This is a genomic window from Psychrobacter sp. PP-21 (genome assembly GCF_033790785.1).
GTDB lineage: Bacteria > Pseudomonadota > Gammaproteobacteria > Pseudomonadales > Moraxellaceae > Psychrobacter.
Genome location: NZ_JAMYEB010000005.1, coordinates 103016 through 122146 on the forward strand (window position 1 = coordinate 103016; position 19131 = coordinate 122146).

Genomic DNA, 19131 nt, shown 5'->3' on the forward strand with positions numbered 1-19131 from the left:
TTATCTTTCTGGCGTAATGATCTTAGCTTACTTTTAACTTAATTTTTTTGGCCTGATATATAGCTGATGACGCGATGACTGGCTTAGTGCGCAGTAGCATCGCCGCCACGCATTTTGCTAATAGTCGTCACAATGGCCACCACAATAACACCAACGATTAGTCCGACCAGTCCATTCAATAATGACGCGGTCAATCCTTCGAACACCCCAGTAAGATGAGCAATATCTTCTACACTATGATGCAAAAAGCCGATACCGTGAACAATAATACCGCCACCCACTAAAAACATCGCAATTGTGCCCGCTATTGATAAAAATTTCATCAGCTTCGGTGCTGCTGCAAGCATAAACTCACCAAACTTGCGTTTGCTATCACCTGCTTGTGAGTTCTCAATAAGATGTAAACCTGCATCATCAATCTTGACAATACCTGCAACTAAGCCATAAATACCGACGGTCACCACAGCAGCGACTATCGAGAGCACGATACCTTTTTGAACGATATCGCCGCCAGCAGCTGTGACCGCGCCTAAAGAGATAACAATAATCTCAGCCGACAAAATAAAATCGGTGCGTATCGCGCCTTTGATTTTGTCTTTTTCAAACGCAACCAAGTCTATATTGTCATCTGCGTTAGCTTTTAAGCGGGCGTTTTGTTCTTCATCATGAGGCAATAATTTTGGCCAAAACTTATGAATAATTTTTTCAGCCCCTTCATAACTCAGATACAACCCGCCAATCATCAATAGCGGAGTAATCAACCATGGTATAAAATAGCTGATCAAGAGCGCCGCTGGTACTAAAATCACCTTATTGACGGCCGAGCCCTTGGCAACTGCCCATATGACGGGGAGCTCACGATTTGGCTTAACCCCTGTGACCTGCTCGGCGTTAAGTGCCAAATCATCGCCAACTAAGCCTACGGTTTTTTTGGCGGCGATTTTGGTCATGACGCCTACATCATCCATTAAGATGCTAATGTCATCGAGTAAGGTTAATAAACTGGCACCTGCCATGCGTGCTCCTTAAAGCAAATTTGTTAAAGGTAAATCGTTAAATGATATAAGTTCTTATAAAAACGATGCTATTAGCTGTAGATTACAAGGGCAGGCATATATATTAAATAGTACAAATGTATCTTATTTTTTTAGCTCACGTTAGCAACCATTCTTTAAAGTTAGCACTATTTGTATTAATTGGCTGATGTACTGCCACTGTCATTATCTACAATTATGGTAATATAGAGAAACTCGCCACCTACCCTTTACCATCAACAAGTCATAAAAACCTCTATAAAATTAGACCTTTAAAATTAGACCTTTAAAATACTATCAAGACACACCACTATAGATGCACGTTCACAGTATTTTTATATATAGTGGTGTTATATAACGAACTCATCATTAGGCGCGATGCCTATAGGAAGCCCGTATGCCATCACCTATTAGCAAAAAAACCACTACATACCATCGTTTTTCTCGTACTATCCTCTCTCGTTTTGTGATGGGTGCCTTGCTGTTAGGCGTTGCTGCCGGCTGCTCTAACAATTCAGCGGATGCAACCAGCAACACTAGCGTGGTCGGTACTACACAAGCTCAGGCTGCTTCTGGAAAAGCATCAACCAGCGTAGCATCAGCTGACAATGATCCTACCGTTGTAAAAGCACTACAAGCAAATTTAAAAGCATCTGGTATCGAAGAAAATATCGTTTCAGCAGTACCAACAGATATGGATGGTATTTATTGGGTAACCGCTGAAGGGCTACCGTCTTTCTTTACTGATAAATCCGGCAAGCATATTATCCAAGGACAAATCGTCGCCGTCGGCGGTGCTGCGCCCGTTGATATTAGTGCCACTTTGGTCGCCAATACTGCACAAGAAGCGCTAAAGGCAGTGGATAAAAAAGAGATGATTATTTATCCAGCGAAAGGGGCGACCACCGCTGTTGTCTATGCCTTTACCGATGCAGACTGTGGTTACTGTCGTAAATTGCACGAAGAGATGGATGATATTAATGCCCGCGGTATCGAAGTACGTTACTTGGCATGGCCACGTAGCCAAGAGTCGGTACCAAAAATGAAAGCAGTTTGGTGTAGTCAAGACCGCAACGCCGCTATGAATCAGGCAAAAATGGGTGCCAATGTGCAAGCCCCTAACTGCGCAAACCCAGTACAAGAACATATGGCGTTAGGGTCAAGGCTGGGCGTGCGTGGCACCCCAGCTATCTTTACTGAGACGGGGCAACAAGTGGGCGGCTACCTACCTGCGGCACAATTGGCGCAAGCCGTCGGTGCTAACTGATGATTTTTCTGACAAAACTTACGGCTATTATCGCTTTATAACCAGTAGACGATATGACCTTGGCGACATTGTGTAGACGTCACAACTGCTTGTCGGTATGATACGATAAAGCACGATGCAACATCAGCAATACCCTTTTATCTGAGCATTTTTTATTCAACTATGATGAAGTATGTATGCGAGGCTGCCATAGAAAATGCGCACAGACTGCCGGTTTAGTACCGCAGGCTCATTTGGCACTGTCACCGCTTTTTACTCACTTCATTATATTCAACCTCTTGAGGATACTGTGAGCAATTCCATCAAACTAGCGATACTTGGTCTAGGAACCGTCGGAACAGGCGTGATCAACCTAATCAATGACAATTTAGATGAGCTAAAACGCCGTAGTGGACGCGATATTATTATTACCGAAGTGGGTACGCGTCGTCAGCGTGATGATATCGACACAAACATCACGCAAAACAGTGACTTGATGGCAATTGCGGCAAGCGACAATGTCGATATCGTTATTGAAGTGATTGGTGGCACTACCCTAGCCAAAGACGTCATCATGCAGGCTATCAAAAATGGCAAGCATGTAGTAACCGCAAACAAAGCCTTATTGGCTGAGCATGGCAATGAGATCTTTGCTTTTGCTGAAGAAAACAATGTCCACGTTGCTTATGAAGCAGCAGTAGCAGGCGGTATTCCAATCATCAAAGTGATGCGTGAAGCCCTTGCTGCCAACAAAATCGATTGGCTTGCAGGTATTATCAACGGTACTGGCAACTTTATCATGACCGAAATGCGCGACAAGGGTCGTCCATTTGCTGATGTATTGAGTGAAGCACAGGAGCTTGGTTATGCAGAAGCAGATCCAACTTTTGATGTTGAAGGTATTGATGCCGCACACAAACTGGCCTTGCTCGCTTCTATCGCGTTTGGTATCCCACTGCAATTTGACAAGGTTTACTGTGAGGGCATTACTGGTATTACCCTACAAGACGTCAACTATGCCGAGGAGCTGGGCTATCGCATCAAGCACTTAGGGTTTGCAGTGCGCCGTGATGGTCAAGGTAATGATGACGATGCTGGCGTTGAGCTGCGTGTACATCCAACGCTTATTCCGCAGGATGCGTTACTTGCCAATGTCAATGGCGTCAAAAACGCCGTGTTGGTCAACTCGCATCCGCTTGGACAAACACTCTATTGCGGTGATGGTGCAGGTGCAGGCGCTACTGCTTCTGCCGTGATGGCAGATGTCATGGATTTAGTCCGTGTACTTGGCAGCAAAGATAATGACGATCAAAGCAGTAGCGATCAAAATAATCATGGACATCATGTGCCGCATTTGGCATTCATCCCTGAACAGTTATCGGACACGCCGATATTACGCGCTGAGCAGATGATTACTGGTTATTACTTACGCGTACATGCTTACGATAGCCCTGGCGTCTTAGCAGACATCACCCGCATCTTAAGTGATGCTGGTATCAATATCGATGCTATTTTGCAAAAGCCTGCTCACAAAGTCGGTCAAGTGCCTGTGATTATATTGACCTTGCCTGTCGTTGAGAGCCGGATGAACCTAGCTATCGAAAAAATTGAAAAACTCGATACCATTACTGATAAAGTAGTACGCATTCGCTTAGATGAGCTAGCGTAAACAAAATACTGAATGAATCGGCCCTTTTAGTAATAAAAATATTTGTAGTCATACAAATGCAGCTAGCTGATCAGTGTCTGATTTATTCAGCAAGATTTAAACAAAACACGTAATAAGGAATAATAACGATGTCAAATGATTCAATTGTAATTTTAAACGGTGCACGTACTCCAATGGGTGGATTCCAAGGCGTATTAAAAGACGTCAGCGCTACCGATTTAGGTGCTGCTGCTATTAAAGCCGCTCTCACACGCTCAGGCGTTAGTGCTGATAACGTTGATGAAGTTATCATGGGTTGTATTTTGACTGCAGGTTTGGGTCAAGGCCCTGCCCGTCAAGCAATGCGCAAAGCAGGTCTACCTGATGCGACTGGTGCTGTGACCATCAACAAGCTATGTGGTTCAGGTCTAAAAGCAGTCATGCAAGCGCACGACGGTATCAAAGCTGGTAGCTTCGATGTTGCTGTGGCTGGTGGTATGGAATCAATGACCAATGCCCCTTACCTGATGCCAGGGTCGCGCGGTGGCTACCGTATGGGTCACAAAGAAGTAAAAGACCATATGTTCTTAGACGGTCTAGAAGATGCTGAAACTGGTAAGCTAATGGGTATGTTTGCTCAAGAAATGGCAGACGAAAAAGGCTATACGCGTGAGCAAATGGATGAGTTTGCTATTGAATCACTCAACCGTGCTCTAACAGCGATCAAAGACGATCATTTCAAAGATGAGATCGAGCCTATAACGTTCAAAACTCGTAAAGGCGAACAGACAGTCGATACTGACGAGCAACCAGCCTTAGCCAATGCTGACCGTATTCCAACCCTACGTCCAGCATTTGCTAAAGACGGTACGGTCACGGCGGCAAATGCCAGCTCAATCTCAGATGGTGCTGCTGCTGTTGTCGTCATGAAAGAATCACAAGCGAAAGCTGAAGGTCTGGATTATCAGGCTCGTATCATTGCGACTGCATCAAACTCACGTCACCCAAGCGAATTTACGATTGCACCGATTGGCGCAATTGAAAAAGTACTCGCAGGTGCTGGCTGGTCAGTGGATGAAGTCGACCTGTGGGAAATCAACGAAGCCTTTGCTATGGTCACTATGGCTGCTATGGATGAGCTAAAAATCGACCATGCCAAAGTAAACGTTGAAGGTGGTGCTTGTGCCCTTGGTCATCCAGTAGGCTGTTCAGGTGCGCGTATTCTCGTTACGCTTATCAACTCTCTTAAGCGTACCGGTGGCAAAAAAGGGATTGCAACCCTATGTATCGGTGGCGGCGAAGCTGTAGCCGTTGCGATTGAGATACCTTAAGTAAAAACTGCACTTGTACATGACATTTAGAATGTAGCTGACTATTTAGTATATCTCTTACTTGATATATGTTACCCAAAAACCGCATTGCCCTAGGTGATGCGGTTTTTTTGTTTCTACTTAATTAAAATACACGCCAAACATTACTCTATGTTAAGGCGCGTTAACTTGTACCCCCTTCTCTGTTATCGCGCTTACAGCCTATTACACGGAATTACGGCAAGTGCACACTTTGCTACCTTGCTCATATATCTCATCCAAAATCATGATGTTAGGATAGCTACAAGTTGATGAGAGAACTATTTTGATAGTTTAATCCTAACTTTGTAATACAAACAATATTGCATTAAAAACTAAAAATAACTATTAATTTTAAAAATATAAACTCATAGAAAAGGAAGACAATAATGAGCCAGTTAATCCGTTTAAAAGATATCCAAGCCACTCACCGCGACTTAATCGGTGACGACTACTATGATCCAACAGAAAAAACCGCTTACGGTGTGAATGAAGAAAAGATCGGTAAAATCGAAGGTGCTTTAGTAGAAGACACTACTGGTCGCATTCGCTATTTGATCGTTGATGCAGGTGGCTGGTTCAGCTCAAAAGAAGTATTGGTACCAGCAGGTTTAGCACGTATTGTAGGTGACGACGTATTCTTTGATAGTTTGACTAAATCACAAGTAGAAGCAATGGAAGCATACGATCATGACTACCAGTACAGCTATAAAGAGCAGTACGAAAAGGATCGTCAGAATTTTACTGCTGATACCCTACCAGCCGAAGAGCGCGTAGATATCGCAGACCATTCTTATGAAGCACCAAACACACTAGAGCTATTAGAAGAGCGTCTAACCGTGAATAAAGACCGTATCGTTGCTGGTCTAGTAAAAGTTGGCAAACATGTCGTAACTGAAGAGCGCAATGTTGAAGTAGAGCTAGAAGAAGAGCATGCTGACATTCAGCGTACTAGCGTCAACCGCCCAACAGACCGTCGTATCGGTGACGTAGATGTAAGCGAAACAGTAGAAGTTGAACTAGAAGCAGAACGTGCTCGTGTTGTTAAAGAAACTTACGTAACTGAAGAAGTTAATGTCGGCAAAACAACAGACCGTCATACAGAAACTCTCGTTGAAACTATCCAACGTGAAGAGCTAGACGTGGACAACAATGGTAACGTAGTTGACCGTGAAGGCAATTTAGTTAATCGTGATGATATTACTGCAGATGACGTACGCCGCGCCCGTGGTATGTAATCTGTAAAGTAAATACACGCTTATATCTAATAAAAAGACCAGAATTATACTCTGGTCTTTTTTATGGATTGATCCTTTTCTTAAAAATCTTCTGTGTAATCTGTTGCACGATTTATACTGAGAGATACTCGCTATATTTAGTATCTTATACAATATAAATAATTTTAAAAATCTATCATCCATTGCTCGCACAAAATAAGGAAATAACCATGTCTACTAACAACAGCGATCTATACCAAGACAATTTAGACAATGAGCAACACCTATCAACTGACAACACATCGAATGTAGTTAATATTGGGCATCTAGAGCTATTGGAAGAACGGCCAGTTGTAAATAAAGAGCGCTTAGATGTGGGTAAAGTAACTGTCACCAAACACGCGCGCACAAAAACCATCAATGTACCCATTGAGCTTATAGAAGAATATATTACTGTTCGTACTGAGTACCATGATACAGAGAGTCAAGATTTGCTCTCAGGTAACTATGATGAAAAAGATATATTGCGTCATGTCGAGCCATCACTAGACAGCAAGGCAGTAGTGACCATTAATGGCAAACAAATAGAGATCGGTGATGAGCCAATTGAAATTGTGTTGTCACGTCAAGTGGCTACGGTTACTAAAGACACTTATGCTATTCAGGAAATCGATGTTAATAAGAGCACGCACGTACATAACGATAGCATTCAAGTAGAGCTCAAGCATGAAGAGCTAGACGTCACCGAAGAAGGATTCTTAGCGCACGAGTCACAAAATAATGGCACTACTCGTTTGAAATAGATGAGAGGCTGACTTTTTTTTATTAGCCCGTACAAGTTACAGACAATAAAGAGCAACGCTTACTCGCGTTGCTTTTTATTACTTGTTAACGATTGGCTATATCATTATATAATCACTAATGTTTGGCTATGAGACTTTGTTACATTCAAAAGTATCAACGTTTGCCTCATCAGTACCAGCAGTACGCATCACACCTGTATCGCGCGCTTCGTGGGCGACGCGCCACTGCGTAAATCCTTGACCACCATCAATCGATGTTGCGACTTCAAACACTTCAGGGTTGGTACCTTCATTGGTTTGATTCAATGTTACTGTACCCATGTCAGTTGCAACTACCACTTGATTGGTTTCTTCCTTGTAGGTTGCATCAACTTTCAACTCAGGCGAGCACAAATATAGTATCTGTGTCACGCCGCTATTAACAGAAGCAACCGTGTCATCCTCTACTTCATTGAGTGAGGCATCTTCGGTATTAACCACAACGTCACTCGGTTCAGCAGGCTCAGCAGACATAGGCACAGACTCTTCTGTACTAACGCCTTCCATACCTGCTTCTGGCTCTGATTGTTGCTGACAGGCGCTGATCGTCAATGCACCAGCTAGCAGTCCTGTCAACGCTACTGAAGTCCGCAACTGTTTTAATAATTCTAAACTCATAACTCTCTCCCAAATAGATATGCTAAACACTATAGCGTGTCCGCAAATTCACGCCTATGCTGAATTTGTAAATAATCAATACAAATTGTCTGCTAGACATATAAGAATAAATGTCAGTGCAAGAAAGCTTTGTATTCACATAAAAAAGCCCTTACCTGATTTAGATAAGGGCTTTTCTTTTTCAGTTTTAAAATACGACTTTATGATGACCAGTCGTTAGATCTTGCCGTGACACTGCTTATACTTGAGGCCTGAACCACAGGGGCAAGGAGCATTACGACTGATATTCATACCAGCATACGGGTTTGGTTCATTGGCATTATTCGGGTTACCTGCTACAGCTGCACTCACGCCAGCTGCTGCAGCACCAGCAGTATTGCGGTTCTGTGGTTGCGGCTGAGCGGTGGCACTGTTTGCACTGCTATCTAAGTTATCAACATCATCATGCTCGAACTGCATCTGCATGTGAGCGGCATTTTCGCGCTGCTGAGCTTCTAGTGCTTCAAGCTCTTCTTTGGTTGGTATATGTACACGTGACAAGTCCTGTACGGTTTCAGACTTGATTGCACCCAGCATCATCTGGAACAGCTCAAACGATTCACGCTTGTACTCTTGCTCGGGGTTTTTCTGTGCATAACCTCGCAAATGAATTCCTTTACGCAGCTGATCCATCTGTGTCAAATGCTCTTTCCAATGCTTATCTAGGCTTTGTAGCATAAAGTGACGCTCAAGCTGAGCTGCGTCTTGCTCACCCATCTGCTCGCGGCGACTATGATAACGATCTATCGCCGTCTGAACGATTTTCTCGCGTAGCCCTTCTTCATCCAGTCGGCGGTCTTCATCTAACCAGTCATTGATCGGCATTGTTATCTTGAACTCATCCTCAAGCTCATCTTCTAGGCCATCGATATTCCACTGATCATCAATAGAGCCAGGCGGAATAAACTGGTTGATCATGGCATTGTAGACTTCTTTATGCATCACTTCGATGGCTTCTAATAGCTCCATCTCAGCCAGCAGATCATCACGCTGACCATAAATCACTTTACGCTGCTCATTGGCGACGTCATCATACTTCAATAGATTTTTACGAGCATCAAAATCGCGGCTCTCAACTTTACCCTGTGCGTTTTCAATAGATCTTGACACCATCTTATGCTCGATAGCTTCGTCTTCTTTTAGACCCATTGCGCGCATCATGTTGACCACGCGATCGCCTGCAAAAATACGCATCAAGTCATCTTCGAGCGATAAGAAAAAGCGTGACATACCAGGGTCACCCTGACGACCAGCACGGCCACGTAACTGGTTATCGATACGGCGTGACTCATGACGCTCAGAACCAATAATATGCAAACCACCAGCGGCCACAACTTGATCATGCTTGACTTGCCACTGGGCTTTTAGACGCTGCATCTCCTCCGGGCTGACCGCATCAATATCTTCGATAAATGATTGCCAGTTACCGCCTAAGATAATATCCGTACCACGACCTGCCATGTTAGTTGCAATCGTGACTGATTTTGGACTACCTGCTTGCGCGATGATTTCCGCTTCACGTTCATGTTGCTTGGCGTTTAGGACATTATGTTTGACGCCTCCTTGATCGAGTAAGTAAGACAACTCCTCACTGGCTTCAATCGTCGCCGTACCAACCAATACTGGCGCACCTTTTTCCTGAATTTCTTTAATCTCGCGGATGATACCTTTGTACTTTCCTAACTTCGTTAAGAAAATCTGATCATCCATATCGATACGAGCAATGGGCTCATGCGTTGGAATAACGATGACATCTAGATCATAGGTAGACTTAAATTCTGCTGCTTCGGTATCAGCAGTACCCGTCATACCAGACAGTTTGTCATACAGACGAAAGTAGTTTTGGAACGTCGTCGTTGCAAGCGTTTGGTTCTCTGCTTGAATCTCCACACCTTCTTTCGCTTCTACTGCTTGATGTAGACCTTCTGACCAACGGCGACCTGGCATCGTACGACCGGTATTCTCATCAACGATAACCACTTCGCCTTCATCGACGATATAATGGACGTTTTTGACAAAGACATGATGCGCACGAATGGCTGCCTGAACGTGAGCCAATAATGGCAAGCGGCTTGGGCTATACAAGCTTTCGTTTTCACCAAGCTCACCTACTTCGATTAAGAAGCGCTCAATTTTCTCATAGCCTTTTTCGCTAATCTCAATCTGGCGATTTTTTTCGTCAATCCAGAAATCTTCTTCTTCGTTGTTCTTGTTGGCTTCTTCATCTTTTGAGCGGATCAGCACAGGAATAATGGTGTTGATCAGCGCATACATGCGTGATGAATCTTCAGCTTGACCCGAAATAATCAGCGGTGTACGCGCTTCATCGATTAAGATTGAGTCAATTTCATCAATAATACAGAAATTTAGTGCGCGCTGTTTCTTCTCTTCTAGCTTGAACACCATGTTATCGCGCAAGTAATCAAAGCCGTACTCGTTATTGGTACCATAGGTAATGTCTGCTTGGTAAGCATTGATCTTTTCTTGTGGCGGCTGCTGCGAATAAATAACACCAACGGTCATACCCAAAAACCCAAATAGTGGGCGGTTTAGCTCAGCATCACGAGCAGCCAAATAATCGTTGACCGTGACCAGATGGACACCTTTACCACTGATAGCGTTTAGGTACATCGCCAAAGTACCCATCAGGGTTTTACCTTCGCCTGTTTTCATCTCAGCGATTTTGCCTTCGTGCAAGGTGATACCACCGATCAGCTGCACGTCGTAGTGACGCATACCATTCACACGTAATGATGCTTCGCGGCAAACGGCAAATGCCTCTGGCAATAGTGCATCTAAGCTTTCGCCCTTTTGATGGCGCGCTTTAAACTCTTCGGTTTTTTGTTGTAGTTGCTCATCAGACAGGGCTTGTATTTCAGCCTCTTTTGCGTTGATCTTACTGACCACTTTACGCATGCGTTTTAATTCGCGGTCATTTTTAGTGCCAACCACACTGCCTATAATCTTTGATAACATAATTTTTTGACCTATGGAATATTCGATAATTAGTGCGCATTAGCCAAAGCTTAGCTCGCGGCCGTGTCTTCATTTGACTAAGTACTACCTAATTTAGTATCGCCCAATTAAGTGTGCCGTCATTATATATGGTTATGGCGCTGATGGATACAAGGGCAGCGAGTAGATATTTGCCGCGGTAAAAACCACGCAGGACGTGTTAAAATAGTGCATACCCGCTTACGTTTCTTAGCGTTTTGCATGACTTTATTAGTTTGTCATCTTTACTAGTTTGCCCTTGCTTTGACTCTCGTATAACTCTATCGGTAAATACTAATCTAAAACTGATAACTGAACCAGTTATGTATGAACAGCTGACCAACCTATTAAACCAACATTCATATATCAAACAAGCAATGCCATAAAGTCCCTACCACAATACACTGATCACCACTCATTACAGTACTATAAGAGACTCTGCATGACCGTAAAACCAGCTGTACAAAATCAGTCATCAAACCCTAATTCATCGGAAAAACCCTTATCAAAACAAGAGAGCTCTGACTGCTTAAGTATAGGCGATGCTGTCTATAACCTAGCAGACCATACACCGATGATGGTGCAATATCTAACCATGAAAGCCAACTATCCACAAGCGCTGCTGCTATACCGGATGGGTGACTTCTATGAGCTGTTCTTCGATGATGCCAAGCGCGCCGCGCAGATATTAGACATTACGCTCACTCGCCGCGGTAATGACAAAGCAGGCAATACAATAGCAATGGCGGGGGTACCGTTTCATGCAGCTGATAGCTATATGGCGCGCTTGATCGCGGCTGGGCAAACGGTAGTGGTCTGTGAGCAAGTAGACGACGCTGTCAGTAGCCCTGCCGCTGACGATAACGCCAGCTTACCTAGCATGGGTGACAAACAAAAAAAGAGTAAAGGTAAATCGGCGGCTGGTAGTATCATGCGCCGCGAAGTCGTCAAAACACTCACTGCAGGCACTATTACCGATGATGCTCTGATTGCGCCAAACCATACACCTACTGTGGTTGCTATCGATATTGCTAGTATAAAAAATCAAGATAGTAGCCAAACTATACAGGCAGCAGTCAGTCAAATGGACTTGGCCGCTGGCACATTAACCACACAAACCTTGAGTACTGACAAAGACGATGCAGATAGCTTGCAGACGCAGATGCTGACGGTGTTGGCACGGTTTGCACCCAGTGAATGTATCATTAGCGAAGCACTTATTGATGGCGTTGGCGATAGCATTGGAAGCAATGATACAGAGTGGACGCTGTGGTTACGGCAGCACCTTGACTGCCCTATCATAGAAGTTGCTGCCAATGATTTTCATCGTGGGCACGCTAGTGACACGCTTTGTCAGCAGTTTGAAGTACAGCGTCTCGATGGTTTGGGTATCGCAGACAATGTACTGGCGCAATCTAGTTGTGCTGCCCTGATTCACTATGCACGGCAGACTCAGCAGCGGCATGTACCACAGATCAATCAGCTTATCGTTGAGCATAGTGATGACTACCTGATTATCGATGCTAATAGTCAGCAAAACCTTGAGCTATTTGCTCCTGTTAGTAGCAGCGGCACGTCTTTGATATCGGTCCTCAACCACTGCCAGACACCAATGGGCAAGCGACTGCTCATGCAGCAGATGAAGCGTCCACTTCGTCAACATTCGCATATTAATATGCGTCTTGATGCAATAGACGCCTTATTAAATACCGATAGCAACTCCGCTCAAACTATCCAAAATTCAAAAAATGGTTCATTGGTAACTAGCCTACGTGACACACTCAATACCATCGGTGATATCGAGCGCATTAGTAGCCGTATCGGGCTAATGAGCGCAAAACCTCGCGATTTGCGCAAGCTTGCCGACAGTATCGCGAGTAGCGCTCACCTTACAACTTTACTCGTGAATGCGGGTATCAGCCATGAAGACGCTGGCCTGTTACCGATGTTGATGCAGCAAATGCCCGCTCAACTCCCTGCTGTTCAGGCTGTCTCTGAAGTGATCGAGCGTGCCATCATCACAGAGCCACCTGCACATATACGTGATGGTGGCATGCTGGCAGCGGGTTATGACGATAAGTTCGATCGTCTGACTCATCTTCATGACAATATCCAAGCCACACTAGATAAAATGGTAGAGCAGGCTCGTCAAGACAATCAATTGCCCAGTCTAAAAGTGGGCTTTAATAAAGTCAGTGGCTTTTACTTTGAACTACCTAAAATGCAAGCGAAGAACGCTCCGGCTCATTTTGTCCGTCGGCAAACCCTCAAGAGTAGCGAGCGTTTTATCACCGATGAACTAAAAGAAGTCGAGACAGAATATCTGAGCGCGCAATCTTTGGCACTAGCTCGTGAAAAACAATTATATCAAGAGCTACTAAATCGATTAAATGAGAGTCTGGCCGATCTACAACAGCTGAGTGCTGCTATCGCTCAAATAGACGTGCTGAGTAACTGGGCACAGCTTGCGACCACTTATCATTGGCAACGCCCAATTATGGGACATTATCCAAAAGGCCAAGGCAAATCCACAACTAAAAACCAAACCCATATTGATATTCGCCAAGGTCGTCACGTTGTGGTCGAAGCTGCATTGAGTCAAAATAACGCCAACCACAAAAATAATCATTCATTAAGCACCAAACACTTCGTCGCCAATGACTGTACGCTAGGTAGCGATAATACTGATAGTGCTGAAAAAGGACATCCTGAAAGACTGCTCCTGATTACTGGTCCTAATATGGGCGGTAAATCTACTTATATGCGTCAAACTGCGCTGATTGTCTTGCTCGCTCATTGCGGGAGCTTTGTGCCCGCTGAGCACGCTCATATTGGTGATATTGACCGTATCTTTACCCGCATTGGTTCAGCTGATGATTTGGCAGGTGGCAAGTCGACATTTATGGTAGAGATGATAGAGACGGCTAATATATTAAATCAAGCAACCAATAAATCGCTCGTATTAATGGACGAAGTCGGACGCGGTACGGCGACCACTGATGGCTTAGCCATTGCTCACGCTTGTGTCAATCGCCTAGTAGAGATTGGCTGCCTGACACTATTTGCCACCCATTATTTTGAACTGACGCAATTGGTACAGACAAGTGACGAGATTCGTAACGTCCACGTCGCCGCCAGTGAAATCGACGGTCAGTTACTTCTCCTTCATCAGATCTGTGAGGGCGCTGCAAGCTCTAGTTTTGGATTACATGTCGCCAAAATGGCAGGGATTCCCACTCAAGTATTAAATGATGCCAAACGTTACTTAATAGACAATCTAAAAGCAGAAAATGAAAAAACTATTGATGATAAAAATGACTTAGCTAAGTCAGTAACGGATAAACAGCCGGAATCTGACAATAACGCTGTTCTAGAACCGCAGACTAGTTACATAGTACAATCACCAAATATAGCGGATAATCTAAAGCAAAATCAGTTATTTAGCATAGAAGACGAACTGAGCGCCATTGATCCTGATAGCCTGACCCCAAAACAAGCGCATGATTTGATCTATCATCTAAAGAAAATCATTGGTCATTAAAGGGAATTGTCAAATCGTAGTAAAGGCGCTAAAATACGCTTTATTTTCGACTATTCTATTTAGCCAAAAGCCAAATCAATAACAGGTAGACATTACTATGACCTTTGTCGTTACAGATAACTGCATTCTTTGCAAATACACCGACTGTGTAGAAGTCTGTCCTGTGGACTGCTTTTATGAAGGTCCAAACTTCCTCGTCATCGATCCTGATGAGTGCATCGACTGTGCATTATGCGAGCCTGAATGTCCGGCCAATGCCATCTTTTCAGAAGATGAAGTTCCGAAAGATCAAGAGATGTTTACTCAGCTAAATGAAGAGCTGGCGCAGAAATGGCCAAACATCACTGAGATGAAAGATCAGTTGCCAGAAGCAGCAAAGTGGGATGGTGTAGAAGGTAAGATTCAGTATCTAGAGAAGTAGATTTTAAAGTTGCATGACCGAAACAAGCTGGGCATATTGCCCAGCTTTTTATTATCTGATGCTTGTCTCTATATTGATAATTTGCAAAAAGTGCTCCAAAAAACACTTATTGACTATTGACATGTTATTAGTGGATTAAAAGCATCTTACACTCTATTTAATTTTATAGTGTATCCAAGGTACAGTCTTGTACTCATACTCCCCAAACCTAGTGTTACCATTTATAATAGGTGGTTGATGATCTCCAATAAGTATAACTTCAACACCTTGCATTTCAGGCTGATTATTCAACTTTGCAAGACCTTCAAAGAACTGTGCTTGTAGCATCATATTTCTACAAGCTTCATCATTATCTATCTCATAATATTTACAATCTAAACGCTGGCTATAAATATCTTTTTTAGCATAAGGTGTATGTGAGGTAAGTGTCATCCAATGAAAAAACGAAGGCTTATCTTCTTTAAAGTAGTTCTTGATAATTGGGAACACTTCATCATCACAAATACCATTAAATGCTTTACATTTCTCAGCATCAAAAAAATTTTCAGCAAATAAATAGTTATTAAACCCTGCTTTTTTATACCAGCTAAATCGATCATATAGCTTACCGTTTGCACCATGAAAGGCCGTCGTCTGATAGCCTTTACTAGCTAATATCTTAGGAAGACAAAGCGGAAAACTAGTATCAGGAACCAGCCTTAATCCATATCCTTCAATATCTTGGGCGCATAACTCTTTTATCTCAGCTTGGATAGTAGCATCAGGAGCTTTATATTGCCCCACATCATAATACTCAAACAAGTTTTGTTGTTGTGACATCGGCTCTATAATCTTATTTTGCAGTTTTTTATTAGAAGATACTCCTAGTGATTCCACAAGAACAAACAATATTTTTTGATTAAAAGGTTGTGCTAGTTTTGAGAGCCCACGCTCGTATTTGGTAGGTGAAAATCTAGCTTCTATTTGATTAGCTTTCACAAAATCCATATCATTAATGGACAAAAACAACTTAGTTTGACTTGCTATCACATAGCTATAATGTGAAGCAGAATTTTTACTGAAGCTATTTTTGTAGCGAATGTCATGGTCAGAAATAAAGAAACTTATGATTAAAACAAATGTACCAATTAGCAGAGTATGAAAGCTATCGGTATACTTAGAAGAACTACTTATTATAAGTGGTAATAATAAAGTATAGATAATTGTCGCTAATATAAATAATATATAATTTGTCGGGCCATTCCATATAAAAGGCGCTAAATATAACGCACCTTCAAGATCCATAAATGGAAACATTTGAAAGACAAACATAGTCACATCGGGGATAATCAATACAGATAAGGAAAGATATCCTAACCACTTACATAGTCTGTTGTTCAATAAGACTAGTACTACAGGTAGTATATAATCTATATTGATCAACGGTCTAGCAGTTTCGGTAATGATACTTATAATTAGTAATACAAGGTTTGGAAGAAACAAAAGTATAAGCGTATATATAAGCTTATCAAGTTTTATAGAGGGAACGCTATACTCTTTATTCCATATGGAGTCTGTCATATAAAAATAGCCCTTGTACTTCATCTCTATTTTACGTTTTATTTTGTCGACAATTTACAAGCAAATACTCTTACTTTAGGATAAAAAAAAGCCAAACATAAAGTTTGGCTTTTTGTCTAATTAAACTATTTAATTAGTTACCGCGACAAGTTGCTGGTAAGAATTTAGCAGCAATAGGGGTCGCACCACCTGGTCCACATTTCCATGTATTAACCGTGTCACCTAAATTATTAGCCGCTGTCATATTAGCACCACCAGCAGTTTGCGGTATTAATGTGAACGTTTTACCTTCTGCATCACCTAAACCTGATCCTGTAGTCGTTGTTACCGTAATCCAGCCATCTGCAGTAGTTGATACTGTTTCGGTATATTTAGTCGATGGATTTGCATCCACTCCATCACCTGCACCCGAAGAAGTTTCCGCAACTGCTGCTTCACCTACTTCACAGCCAAAAGCATTAGCACCTGGTAAAGGTGAACCTGTTTGATAGGCTTCTGTCACTGCTGTACGGCAAGTAGATGCTGCGAGGATAGGCTCAGAAATCTTTGCTCGTGTACTATAGTCTTGATAAGCAGGTAGAGCGATCGCAGCTAGGATACCGATAATAGCGATAACGATCATTAGTTCGATTAAAGTGAAACCTTTTTGAGCGTTCATAGACATGTCCTTTAGGGCAAAGTGATAACAAATTAATTGATACGTTATTTGGTATCATTATCTGCTATCTATCATAAATATAGGGTTTGTTAGATTGAGTAGTTATTGAACTTACAAATCTAACCTTCTTATTATTAATGTTGCAGATAGCATGCCAACTTTTTATGATCGATTAAAATATTTGTTTATGTCTTCAAACTAGTATAACCACTAATGCTTGTCACAAATTAATACTTAGTTTATGACATATCTTAGCTATTAGACATGCTTACTCAGCGCTTTTGATAAGTAACGTAGCGGATAATATAGGAACCATTAAATATTATTACCAGTTTATTGCTTAAAATTGTCAGTTTATATAAATTGCCGGAGATTAACGTAATTACAGCTGACATTTTTTGTCAGGCAGTTTGTATAATGATCGATTACTGCCACTCGTCGTCTACACCACATACAGTACCCCTACATTTTTCTCCAGTACTATCTAGAGTTAGGTTACCATCACTTGCCATACGCTGACCTGTCACTGGTGTGGCTATAATCGTCCAGTCACGGCCTCCTAATGTACCCGTGCTTGTAGTCCAGTCTGCCTCTCCCCATGACCCTGTACCTACTGTCACTGTATATAACGCAGCTCCCGAAACAGGAAAATTTGTACTACCATCAGTAGCAACAGTAGATGAAAATATAGAGGAAAGTGGCACTCTATCATAACGCTTATAGTTGATCTTATTTGACTCGATGCGACTGGCTATTTGATGCATTTCACTCATCATATCCGCACGATTGGTTCGCTCAATGTATCCTTGATAACTCGGGTAAGCAATAGCTGCCAAAACACCGATGATAGCTACGACTATCATCAGCTCTATCAGTGTAAATCCTTTCTGACTAACAGGCTCAACTGATACATTCTCTAATGATGCCGCATTTACCATGTTGTCGCTCCTGTACAATCTGCATCTGTAACATCGAAACTGCTACTACTTGCACAGCGTAACCCTTGACTTGAGAGCAAAAAATTATCCGCCCCTGTCAAATCTACTGGTGTGGCCACCATTATCCAATTGGTAGCGCGCCCACTTCCCTCATGCAGAGTACTGAATGTCGGGGTATCACCTGTAATGTGTCCAAGTGTAATAGTATAACGTGGATTATTATTAGGCTGATTGATTGCTCCCGTACTATTTGCGATAGCATCTGACTGAGGCTTAAAACCCTTGTAAGTCAAAGCTTTGGCACGCCATTGCTCAAGCTCATTTGAAAGAGAGAGCATTTTTCGCTGTACGTCTGCTTCCGCATTGCGAATAACAAAGGCGCGATAGCTTGGTATAGCAACAGCGGCTAATATAGCAACGATAGCGACGGTAACCATCAGCTCTATAAGCGTAAAGCCTGCCTCTCTGGTCGAGTGGCTACTCTTAAACAGCATATCAATGTTCCATCCAGCTAAGTGGATTGATTCGCTGGTCGACATTGACACCCGCATCCGCGTCACAGTTAGGACCTACGCACTGATTAACGTCACTACAGTCATCCCCTGTACAGATAACTTCTGGTTCGCAGTCATCACCTTCACAATAATTTTTTAACGAGGTAAAGGTAGAGGTATCATTGTACTGACTAACGATATTATCAACGATACCCAAACCAGCACTATACGATGAGCGTGATGTCAGTATTTCAGACTTTGTATTGTCAAGGCAAACACCATAAGGCAAACAGGTACGCTCACGTTGTGTTTCTCCGATCACACCCGCACTACAAGTATTGGCTGCTTGACCTTCATCTGGATTAAAAGAAGAAGATATTAATACCCCAGCGATAGCATCTGGTTCATTGAACATTTTAAGCTTGTATTTGCCACCTATTTTTGCATCTTCATCTAGCCAATGTGTTAGAGGCATATACCAGCCTTGAATAGTATTGTTTTGCATACCAGCCCTAATACCATTCGTACCTAG

Annotated in this window: 14 protein-coding genes; 7 read left to right on the forward strand and 7 right to left on the reverse strand. The window is 42.7% G+C overall.

Annotated features, from left to right (window positions below):
• Positions 1-83: 83 nt before the first annotated feature.
• On the reverse strand, positions 84-1016 hold the full coding sequence (locus tag NJD71_RS06570; RefSeq protein ID WP_319051142.1) for a DUF808 domain-containing protein: 933 nt from the start codon (positions 1014-1016) through the stop codon (positions 84-86).
• A gap of 415 nt (positions 1017-1431) precedes the next feature.
• Between NJD71_RS06570 and NJD71_RS06575 the strand changes: the two genes are divergently transcribed.
• The 5 genes from NJD71_RS06575 (at position 1432) to NJD71_RS06595 (ending at position 7297) form a co-directional block, all read left to right on the forward strand.
• Positions 1432-2301: a DsbC family protein gene (locus NJD71_RS06575; RefSeq protein WP_319051143.1), complete on the forward strand. Its 870-nt coding sequence runs from the start codon at positions 1432-1434 to the stop codon at positions 2299-2301.
• A gap of 289 nt (positions 2302-2590) precedes the next feature.
• Positions 2591-3949 carry a homoserine dehydrogenase gene (locus NJD71_RS06580; RefSeq protein ID WP_319051238.1) on the forward strand — a complete coding sequence of 453 codons (1359 nt, stop codon included), beginning with the start codon at positions 2591-2593 and terminating at the stop codon, positions 3947-3949.
• A 128-nt stretch (positions 3950-4077) separates the two neighbouring features.
• The gene (locus tag NJD71_RS06585) at positions 4078-5259 is read left to right on the forward strand and encodes a thiolase family protein (RefSeq protein WP_319051144.1); all 1182 of its coding nucleotides are present in this window, start codon (positions 4078-4080) and stop codon (positions 5257-5259) included.
• Positions 5260-5666: 407 nt separating this feature from the next.
• Positions 5667-6515 (forward strand): DUF2382 domain-containing protein, encoded by an 849-nt coding sequence (locus NJD71_RS06590; protein WP_319051145.1) that lies wholly within the window; start codon positions 5667-5669, stop codon positions 6513-6515.
• Between the two features lie 209 nt (positions 6516-6724).
• On the forward strand, positions 6725-7297 hold the full coding sequence (locus NJD71_RS06595) for a YsnF/AvaK domain-containing protein (protein WP_319051146.1): 573 nt from the start codon (positions 6725-6727) through the stop codon (positions 7295-7297).
• A gap of 126 nt (positions 7298-7423) precedes the next feature.
• Here NJD71_RS06595 and NJD71_RS06600 read toward each other — a convergent pair whose 3' ends face one another.
• Together NJD71_RS06600 and secA are read right to left on the reverse strand one after the other, a co-directional pair.
• Positions 7424-7954: a hypothetical protein gene (locus NJD71_RS06600; RefSeq protein ID WP_319051147.1), complete on the reverse strand. Its 531-nt coding sequence runs from the start codon at positions 7952-7954 to the stop codon at positions 7424-7426.
• Between the two features lie 216 nt (positions 7955-8170).
• The gene (gene secA / locus NJD71_RS06605; RefSeq protein WP_319051148.1) at positions 8171-10969 is read right to left on the reverse strand and encodes a preprotein translocase subunit SecA; all 2799 of its coding nucleotides are present in this window, start codon (positions 10967-10969) and stop codon (positions 8171-8173) included.
• Positions 10970-11429: 460 nt separating this feature from the next.
• Here secA and mutS point away from each other — a divergent pair, with 460 nt between their 5' ends.
• Positions 11430-14528 carry a DNA mismatch repair protein MutS gene (gene mutS, locus NJD71_RS06610; protein WP_319051149.1) on the forward strand — a complete coding sequence of 1033 codons (3099 nt, stop codon included), beginning with the start codon at positions 11430-11432 and terminating at the stop codon, positions 14526-14528.
• Between the two features lie 97 nt (positions 14529-14625).
• Complete coding sequence (gene fdxA, locus NJD71_RS06615) at positions 14626-14949, forward strand: ferredoxin FdxA (protein ID WP_290178016.1); 324 nt, start codon at positions 14626-14628, stop codon at positions 14947-14949.
• Between the two features lie 153 nt (positions 14950-15102).
• Here the strand turns inward: fdxA and NJD71_RS06620 are convergent, their stop codons facing one another.
• The 4 genes from NJD71_RS06620 to NJD71_RS06635 all read right to left on the reverse strand — a co-directional run bounded on the left by NJD71_RS06620 (position 15103) and on the right by NJD71_RS06635 (position 18644).
• Positions 15103-16509: a sulfatase-like hydrolase/transferase gene (locus NJD71_RS06620; protein WP_319051151.1), complete on the reverse strand. Its 1407-nt coding sequence runs from the start codon at positions 16507-16509 to the stop codon at positions 15103-15105.
• Positions 16510-16642: 133 nt separating this feature from the next.
• The gene (locus NJD71_RS06625; protein WP_319051152.1) at positions 16643-17167 is read right to left on the reverse strand and encodes a pilin; all 525 of its coding nucleotides are present in this window, start codon (positions 17165-17167) and stop codon (positions 16643-16645) included.
• A 425-nt stretch (positions 17168-17592) separates the two neighbouring features.
• The gene (locus NJD71_RS06630; RefSeq protein ID WP_319051153.1) at positions 17593-18105 is read right to left on the reverse strand and encodes a type IV pilin protein; all 513 of its coding nucleotides are present in this window, start codon (positions 18103-18105) and stop codon (positions 17593-17595) included.
• Complete coding sequence (locus NJD71_RS06635) at positions 18099-18644, reverse strand: type IV pilin protein (protein WP_319051154.1); 546 nt, start codon at positions 18642-18644, stop codon at positions 18099-18101. Before NJD71_RS06635 ends, NJD71_RS06630 begins: the two co-directional genes overlap by 7 nt.
• Between the last annotated feature and the right edge of the window lie 487 nt (positions 18645-19131).